We start from the raw sequence: 18,981 nt of genomic DNA on the forward strand, positions 1-18,981 counted from the left end.
GTATAGAGGGTAATAACTGTCGCCTTAGACACCGATTAAGACGAGCGGTTAGAAAGACTTGTTGCTTCTCAAAAAAGCTTGATAATCATTTTAAAGTGTTTGATTTGGTGTTCTTTTACATCAATTATGGCTACGTCTGATGCCAGCATACTTTTTAGAACACCACCAACTATATTAGTCGCATCGGTAAATAATAACTGATGATGGTTTCATTTAATTGTGACGTTTTACCCCATTGTCTTTTTAACCCCTAAAACCCACCCCCTCTGAGAAGGGTTTACAGACAACGACGCCAATAATGGATAACTTACATACCAATAAGATTGATCGAAAAGGATTTAGTATGCGACTGACTTCTACTATCAAAAAAATGCATAAACGCACCCCAAAGCTTGGAAAGGCGGTCTCGCTTGCGACAGCAACTGGTGTCATCGCTGCCAATAGCTTTGGTGGTAGTATTCCTTTATGGTTGATGGGCGTTGGCAAGATCATTACTGGCGCTCCCATTGCAGACAAAACAGTGATCAAAATTGCCACTCATTGGATCAGTAGCAACAACGCTTTAATCGATAACATGCTCCCACGTAAAGATTGGCGTATTAGCTTGCCTGATGACGTTCATATCAACGGTAAATATTTACTGGTCTGTAACCATCAAACGTGGGTCGATACCAGTATCGTGCAGTATATTAGTGAAAAACGCTTGCCACTAACGCGATTTTTTACCAAGTTTGAGCTGATTTATATTCCGATTGTTGGTCAGGCTTTTTATTTTTTAGACTTCCCCATGATGCGTCGGCACTCTAAAGAAGCAGTAGCAAAAAACCCTGCTTTAAAAGGGAAGGATATCGAAGAGGCAAAGCGTGCCTGTGCGCTGTTAAAAGACAAGCCATTTACCTTATTGAACTATTTAGAAGGGACGCGTTTTACTCAGGCCAAAAAAGCCAAGCAACAGTCACCTTACACTCATTTACTAAAGCCGCGAGCCGGTGGTCTATCGTTAGCGATCAACGCGTTAGGGGCAGACGTTGATGGCATATTAGATATGACCATCGTATATCCTGACGGTGTGCCGACCTATGGTGACTTGTGGAAAGGAAATATCAAGCGCTTGGGCGTTGATGTCAGATATATTGATATCCCTGATGATTTGTTTTTGGGTATTCAAAATGGTGGCTATGAAAACGACGAAGAAGTAAAGGCGCAGATGTTTGATTGGGTTGAGCATGTTTGGCACCAAAAAGACCAGCGTATTACAGAGATGCTGGCTGGATTTGAAGAAAGTCCTAAAGCTCAAGAGGTTGGCGATTAGAAATACCGCTACTAGAAAAAAGCCATTAGAAACAAACATTCCTGATTATGATGCCCATTTTTGAAAGGGTACCTAGTGATGCCTAAATTTTAATAAAAGATAGGTTGTTTTTTAGGCCTATTCATTGATAATGTGACTAGGCCGTGTCCTCATTTTGAAAATGGTGATAAAAATGAGGGAAATAGTAGTCAAACAAGGAAAATAGCGCAGGTAATATCAGGATATTGACCCACTATTTAACGCAGTTTGGCAAGATTTAACCATTTTTAGCCCATTTAGTCGCTTTCGTTCAGATTGAGGACACGCCCTATATCCTCTAAACCATTTGCTCTTTGTGTTATTCATCACTTATAAGGTATGACTGTGCCCGCCTCTTCTACTAACCCGCATCTGGACTCTGCGCCAGTACCGAATCAGTCGGCTCGTCTATCAGATGATGATAAGCCGCAGCGACCAAATCGTCCAAAGCCAAATCGCTTGAAGCTCACCTACCATATCGTGATGATTATCGCCATCAGCATTGATCTATTGGTCATTAGTACTGATGCTATTTTGATGAGTAATTTTAGTAGCAATGTCGCAGGCTGGCTGTCCATTAGCGACGCACTCAGCTGGTATCAAACTACCTTACATGACCCTCTACGTACTGCTGGTGGGTTTTTTACCATATTTTTAATTTTGGAGCTACTGTTACGTTGGGCGATTGCGATTAAACAAAAAATCTATTATCGCTGGTTCTTTTTTCCATTTGTGCATTGGTATGAGGTATTAGGCTGTTTTCCGCAGCTGCGTGCCTTGCGGTTGTTCCGTGCAGTGAACATCGGACGTCGCTTGTATCAGCTTGGCTATCAGGTGCTGCCGCAGCCATGGATTAATAGAATTCAGTTCTATATCGACTTACTGTTAGAAGAGCTATCTGATCGGGTCATATTGACGACTATTCATAATTTTCGCCAGCAACTGACCAATCCTGAAACGCATAAATCATTTATTGAGTCCACGATTGCTCGTAACCGTAAAGAGATTGAGGCTGCATTACTGTCCGTGCTGCGGGCAGAGCTTGCACCAAAACTGCAGGAGCTGACTACGGCAACAGGTGGCGGTAACATATTAGCCAGCGAGATGGGCAATGCCATCGAAGAAGGTTTGGCCAATACGCCCGAGTTACGCCGCTATCTACGCATGATACCCATCGCTGGTAGCTTGATTGAATCGCAACTACAACATGTCGGGCATAACATCGGTGAAAATGTCGTTTATGCGCTAAATAAGCGCCTGCTTGACCCTGAGCTTTTGGACTCATTAATGGTGGCGATTGCCAGTGGCGTCGCGCAAATAAATACTGACAACACGGCGCTGGATACCTTGATTTCGAGTATCATTGATGACAGCTTGACCGAGTTTGAAGCACAAGTAAAAGTGCAACAGTGGAAGCATCAAGACATGCTTAACCTATAGCCCATATTCCTACAAACATACCCAGTTAATAAGTTGATGTGGTTTAAGATTTAAAAAATAGACAGTAAAATACCAGTTAATGAAATAATAACTCGTAAAATACAGAGTTTTATAAAACACAGAGTATGGCTCGACAATAAAAATTGCACCGTGAATACAGCGACAAGAATATCTCTTGAGGATTTATATATGACAGTTTCAGTTAATGATAACCAGAGCTCGAGCGCCGCACCAGCATTACCAGCACTGGCATTTTATGGCAAAATGCTGACCTTTTCACGTTTGCAGTTCAGTACCAATGATTTAAGCGCGATAGATGCCCAGCTTGCTGAAACGCTCAGCAACAAGTCTAGTAACATTCCTATTCTGATTGACAGCGAGATAGAGCAAGATTTATCTGCATTGGTAGAGCTACTATGGTCATGGGGTTTACAACCTATCGGAGTCATAACGGGTGCACTCGACCCACAAGCTCATGAGCTACGCTTAGCGATATTTCCAGCAGATGGCAAGCGTATCGAGCGCATTTTACCCAGTAAGAAGGCCGTAACTGAAGTCCAGAAAGCAGCAGAAAATGAGAGCCTAGACTCAAGCCATAATGAGGTAGCAGCCAGTCAGTCAGCTAGTGAGCCTGCAACTAAGACCACCATATCTGAGGTTACCGCAGAGACATTACTAAGTGCTGAGCATATTACCAGCCTGATTTATGACCAAATGCTGCGCTCAGGGCAGAGCCTCAACCACGTTGGTGGTGATTTAATTTTGACCAACAGTGTCAATAGCGGTGCCGAAGCGATTACCGATAATAGCTTACACGTTTATGGTCGTGCCCAAGGACGCTTGGTTGCAGGGGCCACTGGTGACAAAGACGCCCGTATTTTTTGCCAAGTATTTAACCCTTCATTGGTCTCAGTGGCAGGCACTTATTGCTTACGAGACAATCTACCCGAGCATGTGATTGATAAGTCTGTACAAGTCAGGTTTATAGAAGGTGAAGGTTTGGTATTTACTGTGATGGATGAGGCCTAAAAGTTATTGACTGGGCAAAAAATCGGACATATTATTCGCTTCATATTGCGGTAAGTTTATTTAACAAAACTGTTCTATAATGATTCGCTGCCTCTGTCACTATCTACACTTTCATGAGCGTTTACTTTATTATTCATATACGGTGATATCCGCTAACAAGTTTTAGACTGCCAGACCTTATGGCTTATGTATATGAGCTGTTTTTCTGCTTTAGTATAGACTTGCTATAAATTTTTACTTATTTATGCTAGGCTAGCTTCGCAGGTCGTGCATATATAATATGTGAATAATATACGAGTGCGCTATTTATATAAAAGATATCCCATTGATTCATAGGAGTGTGCCATTGTGGCGAAGATAGTTGTAATCACTTCAGGTAAAGGCGGTGTGGGTAAAACCACGACAAGTGCCTCTTTTGCTGCTGGTTTAGCATTGCGTGGCTATAAAACAGTCGTTATCGATTTTGATGTGGGTCTACGTAATTTAGACTTAATCATGGGTTGTGAGAATCGAATCGTTTATGACTTTGTTGATGTCATTAATGGTAACGCACGCTTGTCGCAAGCACTGGTCAAAGACAAGCAGCTTGAAAATCTGTATATCTTGCCTGCAAGTCAGACGCGCGATAAAGACGCACTGACCAACGAAGGCGTATCAGAGGTCATGGCTGAATTGTCTCAACAGTTCGACTATATCATCTGCGACTCGCCTGCTGGTATCGAGCGCGGTGCACAGCTCGCCATGTATCACGCTGACGAAGCCATCATCGTCACCAATCCTGAGATTTCTTCAGTACGTGACTCAGATCGTATTATTGGTATCCTACAAAGCCAGACCAAAAAAGTAGCTGAAAACCAAGGTGCGGTACGTGAGCATTTGATTGTGACTCGTTATAATGCCGAACGTGCCGCTGCTAACGAGATGATGGATATTGATACCATTTCTAATGATATTCTAAAAGTGCCATTGCTTGGCGTCGTTCCTGAAAGTCATTCAGTGTTAGAAGCATCTAACCATGGTGAGCCAGTTATTCATTATACTGATTCTGTTGCTGGTCAATGTTATGATGACATCGTCGCCCGTTTCTTAGGCGAAGAACGTCCGTTACGTCATATTGACGTGAAGAAAAAGACTTTATTACAGCGCTGGTTTGGGGGTTAATGATGACTAAGAAGAAAGGATTTTGGAGTAGCCTATTTGGTACTGATGATAATAACAGCGCAGGTAGTGCTAATTTAGCCACTGAACGTCTTAAGGTTATCGTTGCTAGCGAAAATCGTTTGAACAACCGCTTGACGGTTGATCGTATCGAAAAAATGAAACGTGAAATCTTAGAAGTGGTCAATAAATATGTCAACGGCGTTCAGATTGATGATGTCAATATCAATCATCGTTCTGAAGACAGCTTAGATGTACTAGAAATGAACATCAATTTACCTGAGCACAAAAAGTAAGTCTATTGACTGTACAATAGATACGTAAACTCTTTAATTATACCAAACCCAAAAAGTACGATTAGCCGTGTCAAACTCGTTTAGTCTACAATGCGTAGCACTTGCACTCATTTTCCTTGCTACTCTAATTTTTGTGAATGGTATTACGTATAAAAAAAGCCCTAAGTATCATTACTTAGGGCTTTTTTGTGCTTATCTTATATCCTACAAGACCAATATTCTCTAAAATCAACTATTTCATGCGCGCCATTAAATTGTCTTTTTTGATGTATTGATGATATAAAGCCGCGCCAATATGAACCAACGTAAAAGCAATAATCATGGGCCAAATAATATCGGTGTGTAAATCATTATAAAATCGCGCCAAGCCTCTATCAGGGGTAACAAACACAGGGATTTGAAACAAGCCAAAGACATCAACAGGCCGACCACCATAAACAGACATCAGCAAACCTACAATAGGCATGGCAATCAAGATAGCATAGAGGGCGAAGTGCGATAATTGAGACAGTAGCTGCTGCCACTTCGGCATTGGTGCTGCGGGTGGTGCTTTAGTAAAGAGGCGGTTTATGACGCGTGCTACCATCCAAAATAACAAACTAATCCCAAAGGATTTATGCAATCCTATATAGAGTTTGCTATCGAGATTATTATATAACAACATCATTATCCATGTGATGAGCAATAAAATCGCGCTGACCCAATGAAACAAGCGGCTAGTGACTGACCACTTTACCAAATTCGGATGAGTATTATTCATGAGCTACTTTATGACCTTTATATCGCTGGTTATCTTTATCGATGTTATAAACAAGACAGTAACTGACTCAACAATCAGGCTCAGCGCTGAAGTTCAGCGACGCAAAGACCGGTGAAGTTGCTGGATTACCATCTTGGTAGTAAAGACTAACCCAAACATAGGAAAAAAGCTAGCTGTCTAAATCAACCAACTGATGCGCAATTTTGTCCAAGTCTGGCACCAAGTAAGGTTTTTCATCGATCATAACGGTTTGAAAAAGGTAGGATAGCACATCATTTTCACTAAAGCGTCCTTCAGTTTCGTCGATGTTTATACTCTCAAGCTGCTCATGGTCATTAAGTGTCTGATAATTATTAAGTTGTTCAGGAACTTCAATATCTTTAACCTCAGAAATACGCGCTTGCAAATGACGCAGCTCACCCATCGTTTGCAAAGCAAAGCGGTGCTCTAAAGTATTGCCTTCTAAAACAATCATTTTGTCTGGTGCTTGTTCCTCTGGAAGTAAATGAAATACAGCCACTTCTTGCTGCTGCCAATCATAACTAGAGGTACGCTCATGGTAATCATCCACGCTCAAAACCAAGCTGCTTGGAATAATCCAATCAGGCTGATTAAATGCTGGAACAATAGTAACATCGAGCATACCATTGTTAGTGGTCAGTAAGCTTACTGCCTCAAACGAATGTTTTAAAATTGGTTTCATCATCGCTCACCATAAGTTAATGTAAAGAGGCAGTAGCCGCCCTTTCATCAATATAATCCATCAGTTTTTTTGCTAATTCCGCAGGGCTACCGACAAAACTACAGTATCCTGAATCAATAATAGCCTGAGGTTGACTCGGACAAGTACTTAAACTGGGTTGTTGCGCCCATAATTGACTGTTGTTATCTTGAATAAGATCCAAATACTGAGAACCATCGTTGCCCATACCTGAAAATATAATATTGATAAGCTCGCTACCATAAACATCACTGGTGTTTTTGAGGATTTTACCAATAGCAGGTTTATACTCGCCATCCCAAGCTTGGTCTAACAATATCACTCGACCAGTCGAATCACAAACAATCTGCTTATCAACAGGTGCTATAAGACACTGGCCTGCTCTTAAACGCTGCGACGAAGTAATGACCTGACAACGCCAGTTATTTTGGCGATTAAGTATGCGTGGCAATGTACCAATCATGGTTTGGTTAAAGTGGTGCGCTAATAATATACAAACAGGCAGCGTGGTTGGTAAGTTATCCAAAAACTCTTTTACGGCGCTAGGTCCACCCATAGAAGCACCCAAAAACACTACATAGCGCCAATCGGTATCCATATTGTCGCTGTTATCAGCTGGACTATCTATTAGCATCGGCAAATCAAGCATTTGCGCCAGTTTACGCTTTAACTTACGCTGCCACTTGGCATATTGCTGCGCCTCATTAAGATAAGGTGCCTGACTAAAACCTACCAGTACAGTGGATGACTTAGAAGCAGTGGTCGCAGTCGCCACATTATCGTCATAGTCACTATCGATGAGCCAGATATCGATAGCCACATCAGAGAGCTCAGGTTTTTCTTGCAATTGTACTCGTGATAAACAGCCAACAAGGCTAAAGCCACAACTGTGTATGGTATCGGAAAAAGCCATACGCTGACGGTGATCTTCTGCAATTATCAGTACTTTAATATCTTGATTATTTTTTTCTTTTAGTGCTACAATACGCGTATTATCCTTCATGAGTCAGACTGACCTCTGAACCCAGTAGATTCCGGATTTTATTGAGCAGCTCTTTTTCTTGGAATGGCTTACCCATATAGTCATTTACGCCGATTTCTAGCGCACGTTCACGATGTTTTTCACCTGTACGTGATGTAATCATAATAATTGGAATATCTTTCAGGCGCTTATTATGTCTGACTTGGGTCGCTACCTCGAAACCATCCATTCTTGGCATTTCAATATCCAGCAACATCATGTCTGGCGTTGTCTCTTGTAGTATCTCAATGGCGTCGACCCCATCTTTTGCAACGATGACATTGAAGCCTTGGCGCTCCAAGAAGCGTGACGTCACTTTACGGACAGTGACTGAGTCATCAACAACCAATATAGTAGGTTTGGTCGTCTCTATGCGTGTTCGTTTAGTTTCGGCAGCTTGCGGTATATTTTTAACCAGCTGCGCATTACGCATTAAAGCGATCAAATCTAAAATGAGCATCACTGAACCATCACCCATGATGGTCGCTGCTGAAATACCCTGTAAATTTGATAACTGTTGACTTAATGGCTTGACCACCACTTCAATCCGCGAGCCTGCAATCTGATCTACTTGCAGAGCAATATTCTGCCCCGTACGGTTTTTAATAATAATAAGCGGTAAGCTGGTATTGGTGTTGACCACCAGCTCGTTCAATTTATTACCTGATAAAATCTCATTTAGATAGCGTACTCGATAATCGACATCTTCAAAGTTCAAGGTGTCATTATCAGACTGATAATAGTCGTAAAGCTTTTCTGGGTTGATACGAACCACACGCTCAATCTGTACCAGTGGTATGGCATAGTAACGATCCGCTGCACGTACTACCAAAGCATCAGATACGGCAACCGTCAGTGGTAAGCGCATCGTAAAGATTGATCCTTTACCAAGCTCTGAGACGACAGACACAACGCCACCTAACTGACGAATCTCACTGATCACCACGTCCATGCCAACGCCGCGTCCAGAGATTTGGGTGATTTGTTTACTGGTACTCAACCCAGCGTTAAAGATATACTGCATGATATCGAGATCAGTGAGGCTGCTATCATTCTTATCGATAAGACCTTGAGAAATAGCCTTTTTACGTACGGATTCTACATCGATTCCGCGACCATCATCACTTAACTGAATGACAATCTCACTGCCTTCGCGGCGAACTTCTAGAGTGATACGCCCGCTACGTTCTTTCCCTGCTCTGAGACGTGTCGAAGTACTCTCGATACCATGATCGACGGCGTTACGGAGCATGTGTTCAAGTGGCGAGGTAATACGCTCTAGAATGGTTCGATCCATCTCATCATCAGCGTTGATAATAGTCAGTTCAACAGACTTATTAAGCTCATTTGCCGTCTGACGCACGATACGCTCAAGACGCGGTGTCAGACGCGTAAACGGCACCATACGAGAATTCATGAGGCCATCTTGCAACTCAGTTTGCGTGCGCGACAGCTGCAATAAGAGGCCTTCACTGTCACGGGTTTTTTCTAACAACGTATGATTAATATCAACCAAATCTGAGGCTGACTCTGTCAAAGACTTTGATAATTGATTCAAAGAAGAATATTGATCCATTTCTAGAGGGTCAAAGCCTTCATTATTAATCAACTCCTCATCTATCTGCGATAAAACCTGTGCTTCAAGCTCAATTTCCATCCGACGCAACTGATCTGCCAAGCGCTGTACCGTCGTACCCATCTCTTCAATACTACTGGTCAAGCTACTGATACCCATATCGATACGGGCACGGTTAATCGCTGATTCGCCAGACAAGTTAATCATATGCTCGATCAAACCACCTGAAATACGGATCATCTCATTATTACTAACGCTTTGCTCTTCTTCATTAGTGTGGTTGATCATAGACGGCATGTCACTAATATCTTTTGCCAGATACTGTGAGCCTTGATTTTCTTTAGCAATCAATATTGCTTCACGCTGTGCCTGCAAAGACTCTTTAGGAACTTGTCTTAAGCTATCAGGGTTTCTACTAAACTGTTGCAGTGCCTCAATCAGTAACGCCGGTATCGGTGGGTTGACCTGCTCACTCAAAATAAACACTGCGTCAGCAAGCCAATCATGACTGGCAACCAACAGCTCTAATACCTTCTTGGTTGCAGGGCGGCGCTTATTGACAAAATCCTTGTACACCGACTCCATCTCATGAGACAAATCAGCGATACCGGACGCTGTCACCATACGTGCGCCACCTTTGATGGTATGCAAATCGCGTTGCAGCGCCTGTAGAGCTGTCGTGTTATTGGTATCTTTTAAGAATAATTGCAGATATTTATTACGGTTGGTAAGCTCTTCTGCTTCTTCTAAAAACACCGATAATATATCAGGATCAGGTAGTCCATTAGCCCATGACTGCTTAATCAGGGTATCGAGGTTGAGTGTCTCTGAACCTGTCTCACTACTATGAGTACTTATGCCATCAATAACTTGAGGCGCAGCTGCCGCATTGTCTTTTGGTACTGGAATGATTAGCTCTACCGTTTCTGGCAATGTTTTGGCTTTTTCAAGTTGCTGCAACTGCTCAATCAGCTCAGGGGTAAAAAACGATTTTCTGTAATTGACGATATGCATGATTTGCAGAGACATCGTGTCTTGCACCATTTGCATAATTTCCAGCCATTGAGCTGTCGGTGTTCGTCTGTTCTCTACAAACGCTTCATAAACGCTTTCCGCTTCGTGGGTGAGATCGCCAATACTACGAATACCTGCCATGCGCGCACCACCTTTGATCGTGTGCAGATGGCGTTGTAATACCTTTAGGGCATTAATATTAGTGATATCAGTGCGCCACTTATTGAAGCTTTCATCCAATGCCGCATCAAGCTCTTGCGCCTCTTCTAAGAAGATTTCTAACAACTCCATATCGGTATCAATAGACTCAAGCTGTAGCTCAGGCGCAGCAACACTGCGAACGATAAAGCCACCTTCATCACCACTGTCATCATCTTGATAAATACGCTGTAAATCTGCAATAACTTGCGTATCAACCTTCAATGATGTGCTACCTGCTAATGCATCAAACAACCCGACTAATTGAGCATGACCGGCATGCAATATGGCTTGAACGTCCGCATCCTTTGCTTTATCAAGGTTATCGTTGAGATAACTATAAGCATTACCTAACTCGCCGAGTATCAAAGTAAATTTCGGAAATTCTTGCGCTTTATTGGTAAGGTGTTTTATTTGTGATATTTGCTGTTCTATATACTTTTGAACTTGCCCTACCTCAGAGTCGTTCAGTGCCTCATCTAGCTGCCACTCAGCATCTAGCAGTTCATCAATATTATTATCGAGCAGCTGCTCTATCGTTGGCTTATTATCAGTCTCAATTTTATTATCACCAATGATGTATTGCTCGCCAAGCATCGCTTGCAACGAAGCTATATCTTGCTCGCTTTGGTTATCTTCCTCTGATGTATTTTGTTGCTGAGCATTTTGTTTATAATTGCTTAGATAACCATCCATCAACGTGGCAGACTGAGCCAATGCCTCTAAATGCTGAGCACTCATGGCGGTATCCTGCTGCTGTAATAGCTCTAGGCTTTGCTCTATTGTGCCACTCACTTCGCTGATCGCAACCAAAGCACTAGAGCCAGACGCGCCCCTTAGCGTATGAAATGCACGTACAATCTCATCGGTGACTTCGATATAAGGTTTATCTTGATGCTCATCAACGAATTGATCAATATCCTGCAATAGTCCTTCTGCTTCATCGATAAAAATCTCACAGAACACTCTTTCTTCTTCGCTTTGAGGCGCTAAAATAACTGGCGCTTCTGCTATTTTTTCATTGACAGAGTAGATAGTTTGCAACGTTGAGTCTATCTCTTCATTATCATAAATAATCTTGGTTGCATTAGAGTCGGGCAGTAATGCTGACCCTTGAAGTACTTCATGCTCAGAGTCTTTCGATGCTTGTTGATATAATGCAGCGTAACTGAACGCATCACCTTGCTGCTTACTATAAGCGTTAGCACAGGCAATCCATAGTGGCACTATCTCTGGATAATCTTGAAGGTTATTCTCAAAGGTAGTGAGCATAGCAGGATAAGCAGCTAAGACTTCTGCAATGAGCTGACGCATATCGGCTGAAGCCACAATACTGTGATCCAAGATACGGTTCAGCATGTTTTCTATCGCCCATGCCAGCTCAGCAGTATAGTTAGCCCCAACCATACGCCCCGAACCTTTTAGGGTATGAAATCCGCGACGGATATCCATCAGCTTGCTTAGATCAGTCGGTGACAATCGCCACTCTTCATACAAAGGTACAATTTCATCCAACACTTCGTTGGCTTCTTCTATAAATATCTCTTTAATATCAGGATCAGCATCGTCAGCATCCACTGGTAGTTGCTCAGTCTCTAACATAAATGGTGCAAGCACTGCTGGAATTTGCAGCTCAGATGAAGAGTCATTTAGATGTCTTGCTTCATTTTGGTAAGTGTTTGAAGTTTCGACATCATCCGCAGTTATCGCCGTTGAAACGGCTGTCTGTGACGCTGACGTATTTTCTAAAGTAGAGCCGCTATTATCTAATTCATCAGGTGCCGTCTCAGGTATGATTAACCCAGTATTAATAGGCTGCTGCGTCATCAGGTTTTGGCTTTGTAGAATAGTGATAGCAGGATCTAGACTTGGCGGCTGTTGCGCCTCAAAATCTGCGACCATAACGGGTAAGCGTTTTACCGTATCCATCACCAAATTTACCACCTCGTCTGTGACAGGTAAGGTCTTGTCTAACAGACGATTGAGTAGGTTTTCAATTGACCATGCCATCTCACTAACACTAAAGGCACCAACCATACGGCCTGAACCTTTTAAGGTATGAAAGCCTCTGCGTACTTCAGTTAACGGTGTTAAATCCTGTGAATCTTGCTGCCAAATAGGTAGGAAGTCTTGTAGGTCAGTGATAACCTCTGTCGCCTCTTCGATAAAGATCTCACGAATATCTTCATCCACATCAAAATTGTCAGGCTTCACTTGCTCACGCGCTTGTAGCAACGCTTCACTCTCACCAGCATTACTCAGACCATTAGCATGAGATTTTTGCTCAGTAACAGGGATAATTTCACCACTATCATCGTAACGAAGGACATCCGTTGCTGCTGGCTTTTGAGTAACAAAGGTATCATTGACCGTCTCTGGTGCTTCAATATAGACATTGATAAGCTGCGCCGCTTTAGCCGTATATTCATTTGCCCGCGTCAACAACTGCTGGTCAAAAATCTGCTGCGCAAGGTAGTCAAGTAACAACTCTATAGAAGTTAGCCCCTCAGCTAAGGCTTGAGTCACATCCCAACTGAGCGTTTTCACCTTATGAACCGCCAGCTGTATAAATAGACTGGCCATATCATCTATGGTTTGATTAATAGCGGGCAAGCCTATATCAGCAAAAGCATGACCAATTTTGGTAAAATCTTGGGCAGCTGGCAACAAATGAACATCTTGATGCTGTATGTACTCGTTAAAGCTTTGTTTTACCTCTTCTACCGCAATGCGCAATTCACGCAAGCCTTCACCAGCAGAGATAGTTTCTTGACTGTCTTCCAGCTGAGTATCAGCTCTATCAGCTGCTTCAGAGGCGGTGGTAAAAGAAGCAGCTTCCCCTATCTTGAGAGATATCGTCTGTTCAGTTTTATAGATAGCATCATACAGCGCTTGGAGCTTACGCTCAATATGACGCTGCTCTGGTGCATATCCTGCCTCTGACGATAGAGCCTGCTCTATATCCGTAAAAATAGCATCGATTTGCGACACAAAATAAGTCCAGCCTCGACCTTCAAGCTGATTTTTTATTTTTCGTAAAGGATTTAGAAGGGTGTCCGGCTTATCTAAATCAAAGATAAGGGTTTCAAGCTCGCTCAATATACGCGGTAAAAAGCGTACAGGTGAGGTGCTTTGTGATAAATGCCTTAATATAAGTTGGGTGCTATCGCTAATTTGCGCAAGACCACTTAACTCGATATAGACATCTATAATTAAGCTTCTAATCAGGCGTGAACACATCTCAGCTTGTTGAACACCAGTCTCTATTACTTGCTCAAGCTGGCTTAACAGAGGTACATAATGGGTAGGGAGCGGTGTTTCATTATGAGCCAGCTCATTTAACCATAGCTCGACTAGATACCACAGACGCTGTACATTCTTATCCTGAGCAGTCTGCCATAGATATTGACTAACCTTCTCTAACACAGACAATACAGGCGCTTGATTAACATTGGCAAGCAATAGTTTTTGTACCTGCTGTCGCCAACCCATTAATAACTGTTGGTACTGATAGTCTGCTAAGTGCGCCGTGACTCTACTAACTGGTATCAACGACTCAATGCTATCGATAATATTGTCTTCGATAGCATCATTGTTTAGATTGTGATGGGTGTCACCGCTAGAGATGACAGGTGAGTCTGTCGCTATACCGAATAGCGATAATGCTTGGGTCAGATCGTTAGTAGCTTTATTGATCAAAGCTGTGTGGTAGCTACCTGTAAGTGCATATTGATTCAATTCACGCTGCAATAACCGCTGAGAAAACTGGCCAATGCGTCGACTGTCAATAGAGAAATCATCATGATTACTTAAGCCTGCTAATAAACTTAAATTATTGGCAAGGGTGGCTAAAAAAGGCAGGTTGATCATAGTCAGCGCGCCGCCAACCTGATGGTAATGCTGCGCCATCTGCTCGTAATTAGTGCTGTTAGCCTCTAATTGCCAGCCTTCAGCTACCTGTGATAATTGCTGATTAAATAGCGGTAATAACCACTCAAGCGTCACTATGTCATTGGGCTGGTTTTTCATAGGGTCATCCTAACTCGTCTAGGCACTAATTTAGGCACTAATTTAGGCACTGATTTTTTGCCACACATTAACCTGTTGGTGCGCAATACGGCGCATATTCGAAGGACGCCAAAATAACGCCTCACCTGGAGCCAATATAATATATCCACCTAATGCACACTGCTCAGCTAATCGCGCCAAAATATCACGCTGATCAAATTTGCGAAAATACAACAGCATGTTTTGACAAATGATAATGTTTTGAAGGTGCGAAGTGGGTGGCTCTTGTTCAATAATGTTATGTAAAGCAAAGCTGACATACGGTTGTAAAGTTGGTGCAATTTCCCAGTGTACCTGAGCGTTAGTGGTTGCTGCTTTTCCTGTAGAAGAAGCAAAAAGACTCGAGCCGTCAATTGCATGCTTAGCTGATAAAGGATGAATGAATTGCTGACAACGTTGAGGTATTAAGGGCAACTGGCGTTTATGATACCGTCCTAACTGTGATTTTTTGATCGCTTGTTGGCTGACATCGGTGCCCAGTATCGTATAGTTCTCCAGTTGCTCAGATGCCAAGCTCATGGCTAACGACCAAGTCTCTTGCCCGCTCGCACAGCCAACACTCCAAATACGAAATAAACCATCAGAATGACTGTCAGCAACACCGTTAATAGTACCCTTCACCGTACGTAGTTGCTGGTACTGCAATGCGTATTTGGTGACAAAATCTATCGAAGGTTTATGCCGAAAGAAACGGCTTTCATGAATCAGTACTTTATCCAATAGTTGCTGACGCATCTCATCATTTTTTGGTAATTGATACCACAGCTGCTGAGGTGTCAGTCTATGCGCTGCCGCCGTGTGGTCAATCGCATTTATCAGCCACTGCAACTGGCCATTTGGTAAGACAAAACCAATTTCTTGCTCTATATACCGTTGCCACTGCTGAGCATCAAAATCACCGTCCTGCACCAACGCCCGAACCACGGTAGGTTTAATTGGCCTTGTGTCTGGTTGAGTAAAATTCTTCACGTCACCTGCTATAATTACTGCGGCACATCATTGTAATGGGCACCGTATTTTTATTAACATTGCATTTTAAAAACGGCAGTTTTTATCAAGGCCTCATGATTATCAAAAAGTGTGATTAAACACTTTCTGACAAAGTCTTCTCAGTATCCATCATGTCATCAGCTAATAACTCATCATCATCCAATACTTTAAAACCTGTCACTGACTCTTGAAGGGCTGCAGCCATTTCGCTCAACTCACCAATAGAGCGTGCCGTTGCCATCGTACCAGATGATGTTTGTGAGGTAATATCTTGAATAATATTCATGGTATGAGAAATATGACCAGCAGACTCAGCCTGCTGTAATGCAGCGTTTGAGATATTCTGAATCAAATCAGCCAGCGTGTTAGAAACGCTCTGTACTTCCTCTAGTGCTTCACCAGCATCTTTTGCCAAACGAGCACCGCGTACTACTTCAGAGGTGGTTGATTCCATTGACATGACCGCTTCACTGGTATCCGCCTGAATGGTTTTTACCAAGGTTTCGATCTGCTTGGTCGCGTTGGCTGAACGCTCAGCCAGACGTTGAACCTCATCAGCAACCACCGCAAAACCGCGCCCTGCTTCACCAGCCATCGACGCCTGAATAGCAGCGTTTAGTGCCAAGACGTTGGTTTGGTCAGCAATATCATTAATCAAACCAACGATATCACCAATCTCCTGCGATGACTCACCAAGACGTTTGATACGTTTTGAGGTTTCTTGTATCTGATCACGAATAACGTTCATACCTTCGATAGAGCGCTGGACCACCTCTGCCCCATTATAAGAAATAGCAACTGAGCGCTGGGCAACGGTTGCTGATTCTGCCGCGTTATTTGAAACTTGGTCAATAGATACGGTCATCTCATTAATAGCCGCTGACACACCAGCAATTTCCTGCGCTTGATGTTCAGATGCTTCCGCAAGCTCAACCGCGTTCATCTGCGTTTGATCTGAGGACTGCGACACACGATCAGCGGTACTGTTAATAACCAGTACCAATTGGCGTAATTGGTCAATGGCAAAGTTCACGGAATCCGCAATCGCACCAGTAAAATCTTCTGATACAGTTGCATTAACGGTCAAATCCCCTTCTGCCAAATCACCCAATTCATCGAGCAAACGCAGAATCGCGATCTGGTTACGCTCGTTTTCTTCTTGGATTTGACGCGCACGCTCAGACTCAGCTTCTGCTTCTTGACGGCGACGTAGTGTTTCCTTTTCGATAAGCAGTCGTTCTGAACCACCGCGCTGTTTGAGTAGCTGATATAAAGCAAGTAAAATGCCCAATATACCTATAACGAATACCACCACCGGCAGAATAACCGACTGGTTAAAGTCTGTTAAATACTGACTTACCGATGATAACGAGTTGACCAGCCAAACCAGACAAGCCACACTTATTAGAACAAAAAGACCTAATAATAACTTCCACTTGCTGTCCGCTGTTGCGTTGGGCGTACCAGCTACAGGTTTTTTTATAACATCACTCATCGTGCGTATCCTTTCAAACAATCGTCAAAGTCTTGTCGTGACTGACTTTGACAATCTTATTGTTATCAAAACAACAGTGATTAACAAAGCCTGTATGAATGCTGATATCAAATCAAGTCATTCGCTATTATGTCGCCATCGTGCTAACCGCTGATTCTCTCTGTATCAAAAACTATATCGCAGCATCCGTATACTGCAGGTCTTGCACGAGCAAGCTTGGCATAAAAGTATACCAATCTTGATCATTCTTAAAAAACTTACCATGGTTGTAAGGAGCAAAGGGCGAATTGGCATCGATCGCTTCTGGGCGATATTGGTCTTGAGTAAACTGCTCAATTCCTAGCACTTGGTCTACCAGCAGTCCTGAAAAGACAGTGTCATGTTCGATAACAATGACTTTGCGTTGGCTCATTTGTGTTAAACGACTGGGCACCTGCAAAAACTGTGACAAATCCGTTAGAGGCAATAAGCGCCCACGAATATTGGCGATACCAAGCATCCATGGCTTTACCAGAGGCAAGCTTGTGTACTCTGGCATGGTTAATACTTCTGATACCTGACCCATTGGAGCAACCATACGCTGCCCACCAATCTCAAATACCACACCTTGCCAGTCGAACTCTTGGCCACCGCGACGCCCACTTTTGCGCGCCCGTGCCAGATCTGCTAGACGCAGAAGCTCAATAAATCCTCTGGAAGCCACAATCTACTCCATTACTTTGCGAATGATACTGACCAGTCCATTTTCATCGATGGGCTTGGCCATATACTCTTTAGCGCCTTGACGCTTACCCCACACTCTATCGGTCTCTTGATTTTTGGTACTAATCATAATGATGGGGATATGTGAAGTGGTTTTACCACGAGTAATTTTTCGAGTGGCCTGAAAACCATTCATTTCAGGCATAACCACGTCCATTAAGATCACATCTGGTAGATGATCAGCCGCCATTTGACAGCCTTGCTCACCATTTGTTGCCTCTAACACCTGAAAGTTGTTTTTAGAGAGCATGTCGCGAAATTTCGCCATCTCAGATGGCGAGTCGTCAATGACTAAAACAGTAGTCATGGGAATTTCCTTTATTTTCGAAGATATCTATAAGGATATATTCGTATATTATTGAGACAAACCGTTTGAAAGTAACACACCAACACCTTAGGGCGTATCATTTTCAATATGGCTGTTATGAAGTGCTGAGCAACCATTAGTAATGGTAGTGGCTAAATTTCTTTTGTTCACGATATTCTTTTATTAGCGGTACTCGATTAGCGATACTGGTTGATTGCTTCAAATAGCTCATCTTTACTAAATGGTTTGGTCAAATATTCGTCAGAGCCGACGATACGACCGCGTGCTTTGTCAAACAGGCCATCTTTAGACGACAACATGATGACTGGTTTACTGGCGTAATCAGGATTGTTTTTTATCAATGCGCAGGTCTGATAACCATCTAAACGTGGCATCATGATGTCGACAAAAATAATATCGGGGTTATTATCGACAATCTTTGCTAAAGCATCGAAACCATCAATGGCGGTCACTACTTCACAGCCAGCTTTTTGTAATAAAGTCTCTGCGGTACGGCGAATGGTTTTTGAATCATCAATCACCATTACTTTTAAACCATCAAAATTATTTTCCATTATCATTATCCTATGAACGACTATTTATTCGTAACGCTATTTGTCAATGCAAGATTTGCCTATTATTTCAACTTTTAATATTACTTATTAACTTTTAATAACTTAGATTAACACATGAAGTGCAATACCAAATGCGAGGTGAAAAAAAGACCTAGATGCGCTAGCATCAAAGTTTATATCCACCGACCAAAGTGAGATTGCAACCATGAACTATACACATCTAAGCCTAGGTGAACGATAT

General features: G+C 42.7%; 14 protein-coding genes and 1 pseudogene. 6 read left to right on the top strand and 9 right to left on the bottom strand.

Annotation, left to right across the window (positions count from 1 at the left end; translation table 11 throughout):
- The 6 genes from EI161_RS08765 to minE form a co-directional block, all read left to right on the top strand.
- Positions 1-140: IS1 family transposase (locus tag EI161_RS08765; RefSeq protein WP_192528726.1), on the top strand; the 140-nt coding region annotated here is incomplete at its 5' end.
- Positions 141-343: 203 nt separating this feature from the next.
- Entirely contained in the window at positions 344-1,312 is a 969-nt protein-coding gene (locus EI161_RS08770) for an acyltransferase (RefSeq protein WP_192523988.1), read from the top strand.
- 357 nt (positions 1,313-1,669) lie between these two features.
- Positions 1,670-2,770, top strand: a complete 1,101-nt coding sequence (locus EI161_RS08775; protein WP_225735304.1) for a hypothetical protein — start codon at positions 1,670-1,672, stop codon at positions 2,768-2,770.
- A 189-nt stretch (positions 2,771-2,959) separates the two neighbouring features.
- A complete protein-coding gene (gene minC / locus EI161_RS08780) occupies positions 2,960-3,799 on the top strand; it encodes a septum site-determining protein MinC (RefSeq protein WP_192523990.1) in 840 nt (279 codons plus the stop codon).
- Between the two features lie 348 nt (positions 3,800-4,147).
- Positions 4,148-4,960 carry a septum site-determining protein MinD gene (gene minD / locus EI161_RS08785; protein WP_192523991.1) on the top strand — a complete coding sequence of 271 codons (813 nt, stop codon included), beginning with the start codon at positions 4,148-4,150 and terminating at the stop codon, positions 4,958-4,960.
- 2 nt (positions 4,961-4,962) lie between these two features.
- Positions 4,963-5,253 (top strand): cell division topological specificity factor MinE, encoded by a 291-nt coding sequence (gene minE / locus EI161_RS08790; RefSeq protein WP_192523992.1) that lies wholly within the window; start codon positions 4,963-4,965, stop codon positions 5,251-5,253.
- Between the two features lie 232 nt (positions 5,254-5,485).
- On the opposite strand, the gene EI161_RS08795 is transcribed toward minE, so the two are convergent.
- The 9 genes and pseudogenes from EI161_RS08795 to pilG form a co-directional block, all read right to left on the bottom strand.
- Entirely contained in the window at positions 5,486-6,013 is a 528-nt protein-coding gene (locus tag EI161_RS08795; RefSeq protein ID WP_192523993.1) for a cytochrome b, read from the bottom strand.
- A gap of 169 nt (positions 6,014-6,182) precedes the next feature.
- Positions 6,183-6,716 carry a hypothetical protein gene (locus tag EI161_RS08800; RefSeq protein ID WP_192524000.1) on the bottom strand — a complete coding sequence of 178 codons (534 nt, stop codon included), beginning with the start codon at positions 6,714-6,716 and terminating at the stop codon, positions 6,183-6,185.
- 16 nt (positions 6,717-6,732) lie between these two features.
- On the bottom strand, positions 6,733-7,737 hold the full coding sequence (locus EI161_RS08805; protein ID WP_192523994.1) for a chemotaxis protein CheB: 1,005 nt from the start codon (positions 7,735-7,737) through the stop codon (positions 6,733-6,735).
- Positions 7,727-14,572 (bottom strand): Hpt domain-containing protein, encoded by a 6,846-nt coding sequence (locus EI161_RS08810; RefSeq protein ID WP_192523995.1) that lies wholly within the window; start codon positions 14,570-14,572, stop codon positions 7,727-7,729. Before EI161_RS08810 ends, EI161_RS08805 begins: the two co-directional genes overlap by 11 nt.
- A 42-nt stretch (positions 14,573-14,614) precedes the next feature.
- Positions 14,615-15,580: a CheR family methyltransferase gene (locus EI161_RS08815; protein ID WP_192523996.1), complete on the bottom strand. Its 966-nt coding sequence runs from the start codon at positions 15,578-15,580 to the stop codon at positions 14,615-14,617.
- Positions 15,581-15,695: 115 nt separating this feature from the next.
- Positions 15,696-16,925, bottom strand: a pseudogene (locus EI161_RS08820) (methyl-accepting chemotaxis protein); the annotation flags it as partial.
- Positions 16,926-17,268: 343 nt separating this feature from the next.
- Positions 17,269-17,799 (bottom strand): chemotaxis protein CheW, encoded by a 531-nt coding sequence (locus tag EI161_RS08825; RefSeq protein WP_192523998.1) that lies wholly within the window; start codon positions 17,797-17,799, stop codon positions 17,269-17,271.
- A gap of 3 nt (positions 17,800-17,802) precedes the next feature.
- Entirely contained in the window at positions 17,803-18,165 is a 363-nt protein-coding gene (locus EI161_RS08830; RefSeq protein ID WP_192523999.1) for a response regulator, read from the bottom strand.
- Between the two features lie 197 nt (positions 18,166-18,362).
- On the bottom strand, positions 18,363-18,740 hold the full coding sequence (gene pilG, locus EI161_RS08835) for a twitching motility response regulator PilG (protein WP_045453505.1): 378 nt from the start codon (positions 18,738-18,740) through the stop codon (positions 18,363-18,365).
- Positions 18,741-18,981: the final 241 nt, after the last annotated feature.

The organism is Psychrobacter sp. FME5 (genome assembly GCF_014861375.1).
Lineage (GTDB): Bacteria > Pseudomonadota > Gammaproteobacteria > Pseudomonadales > Moraxellaceae > Psychrobacter.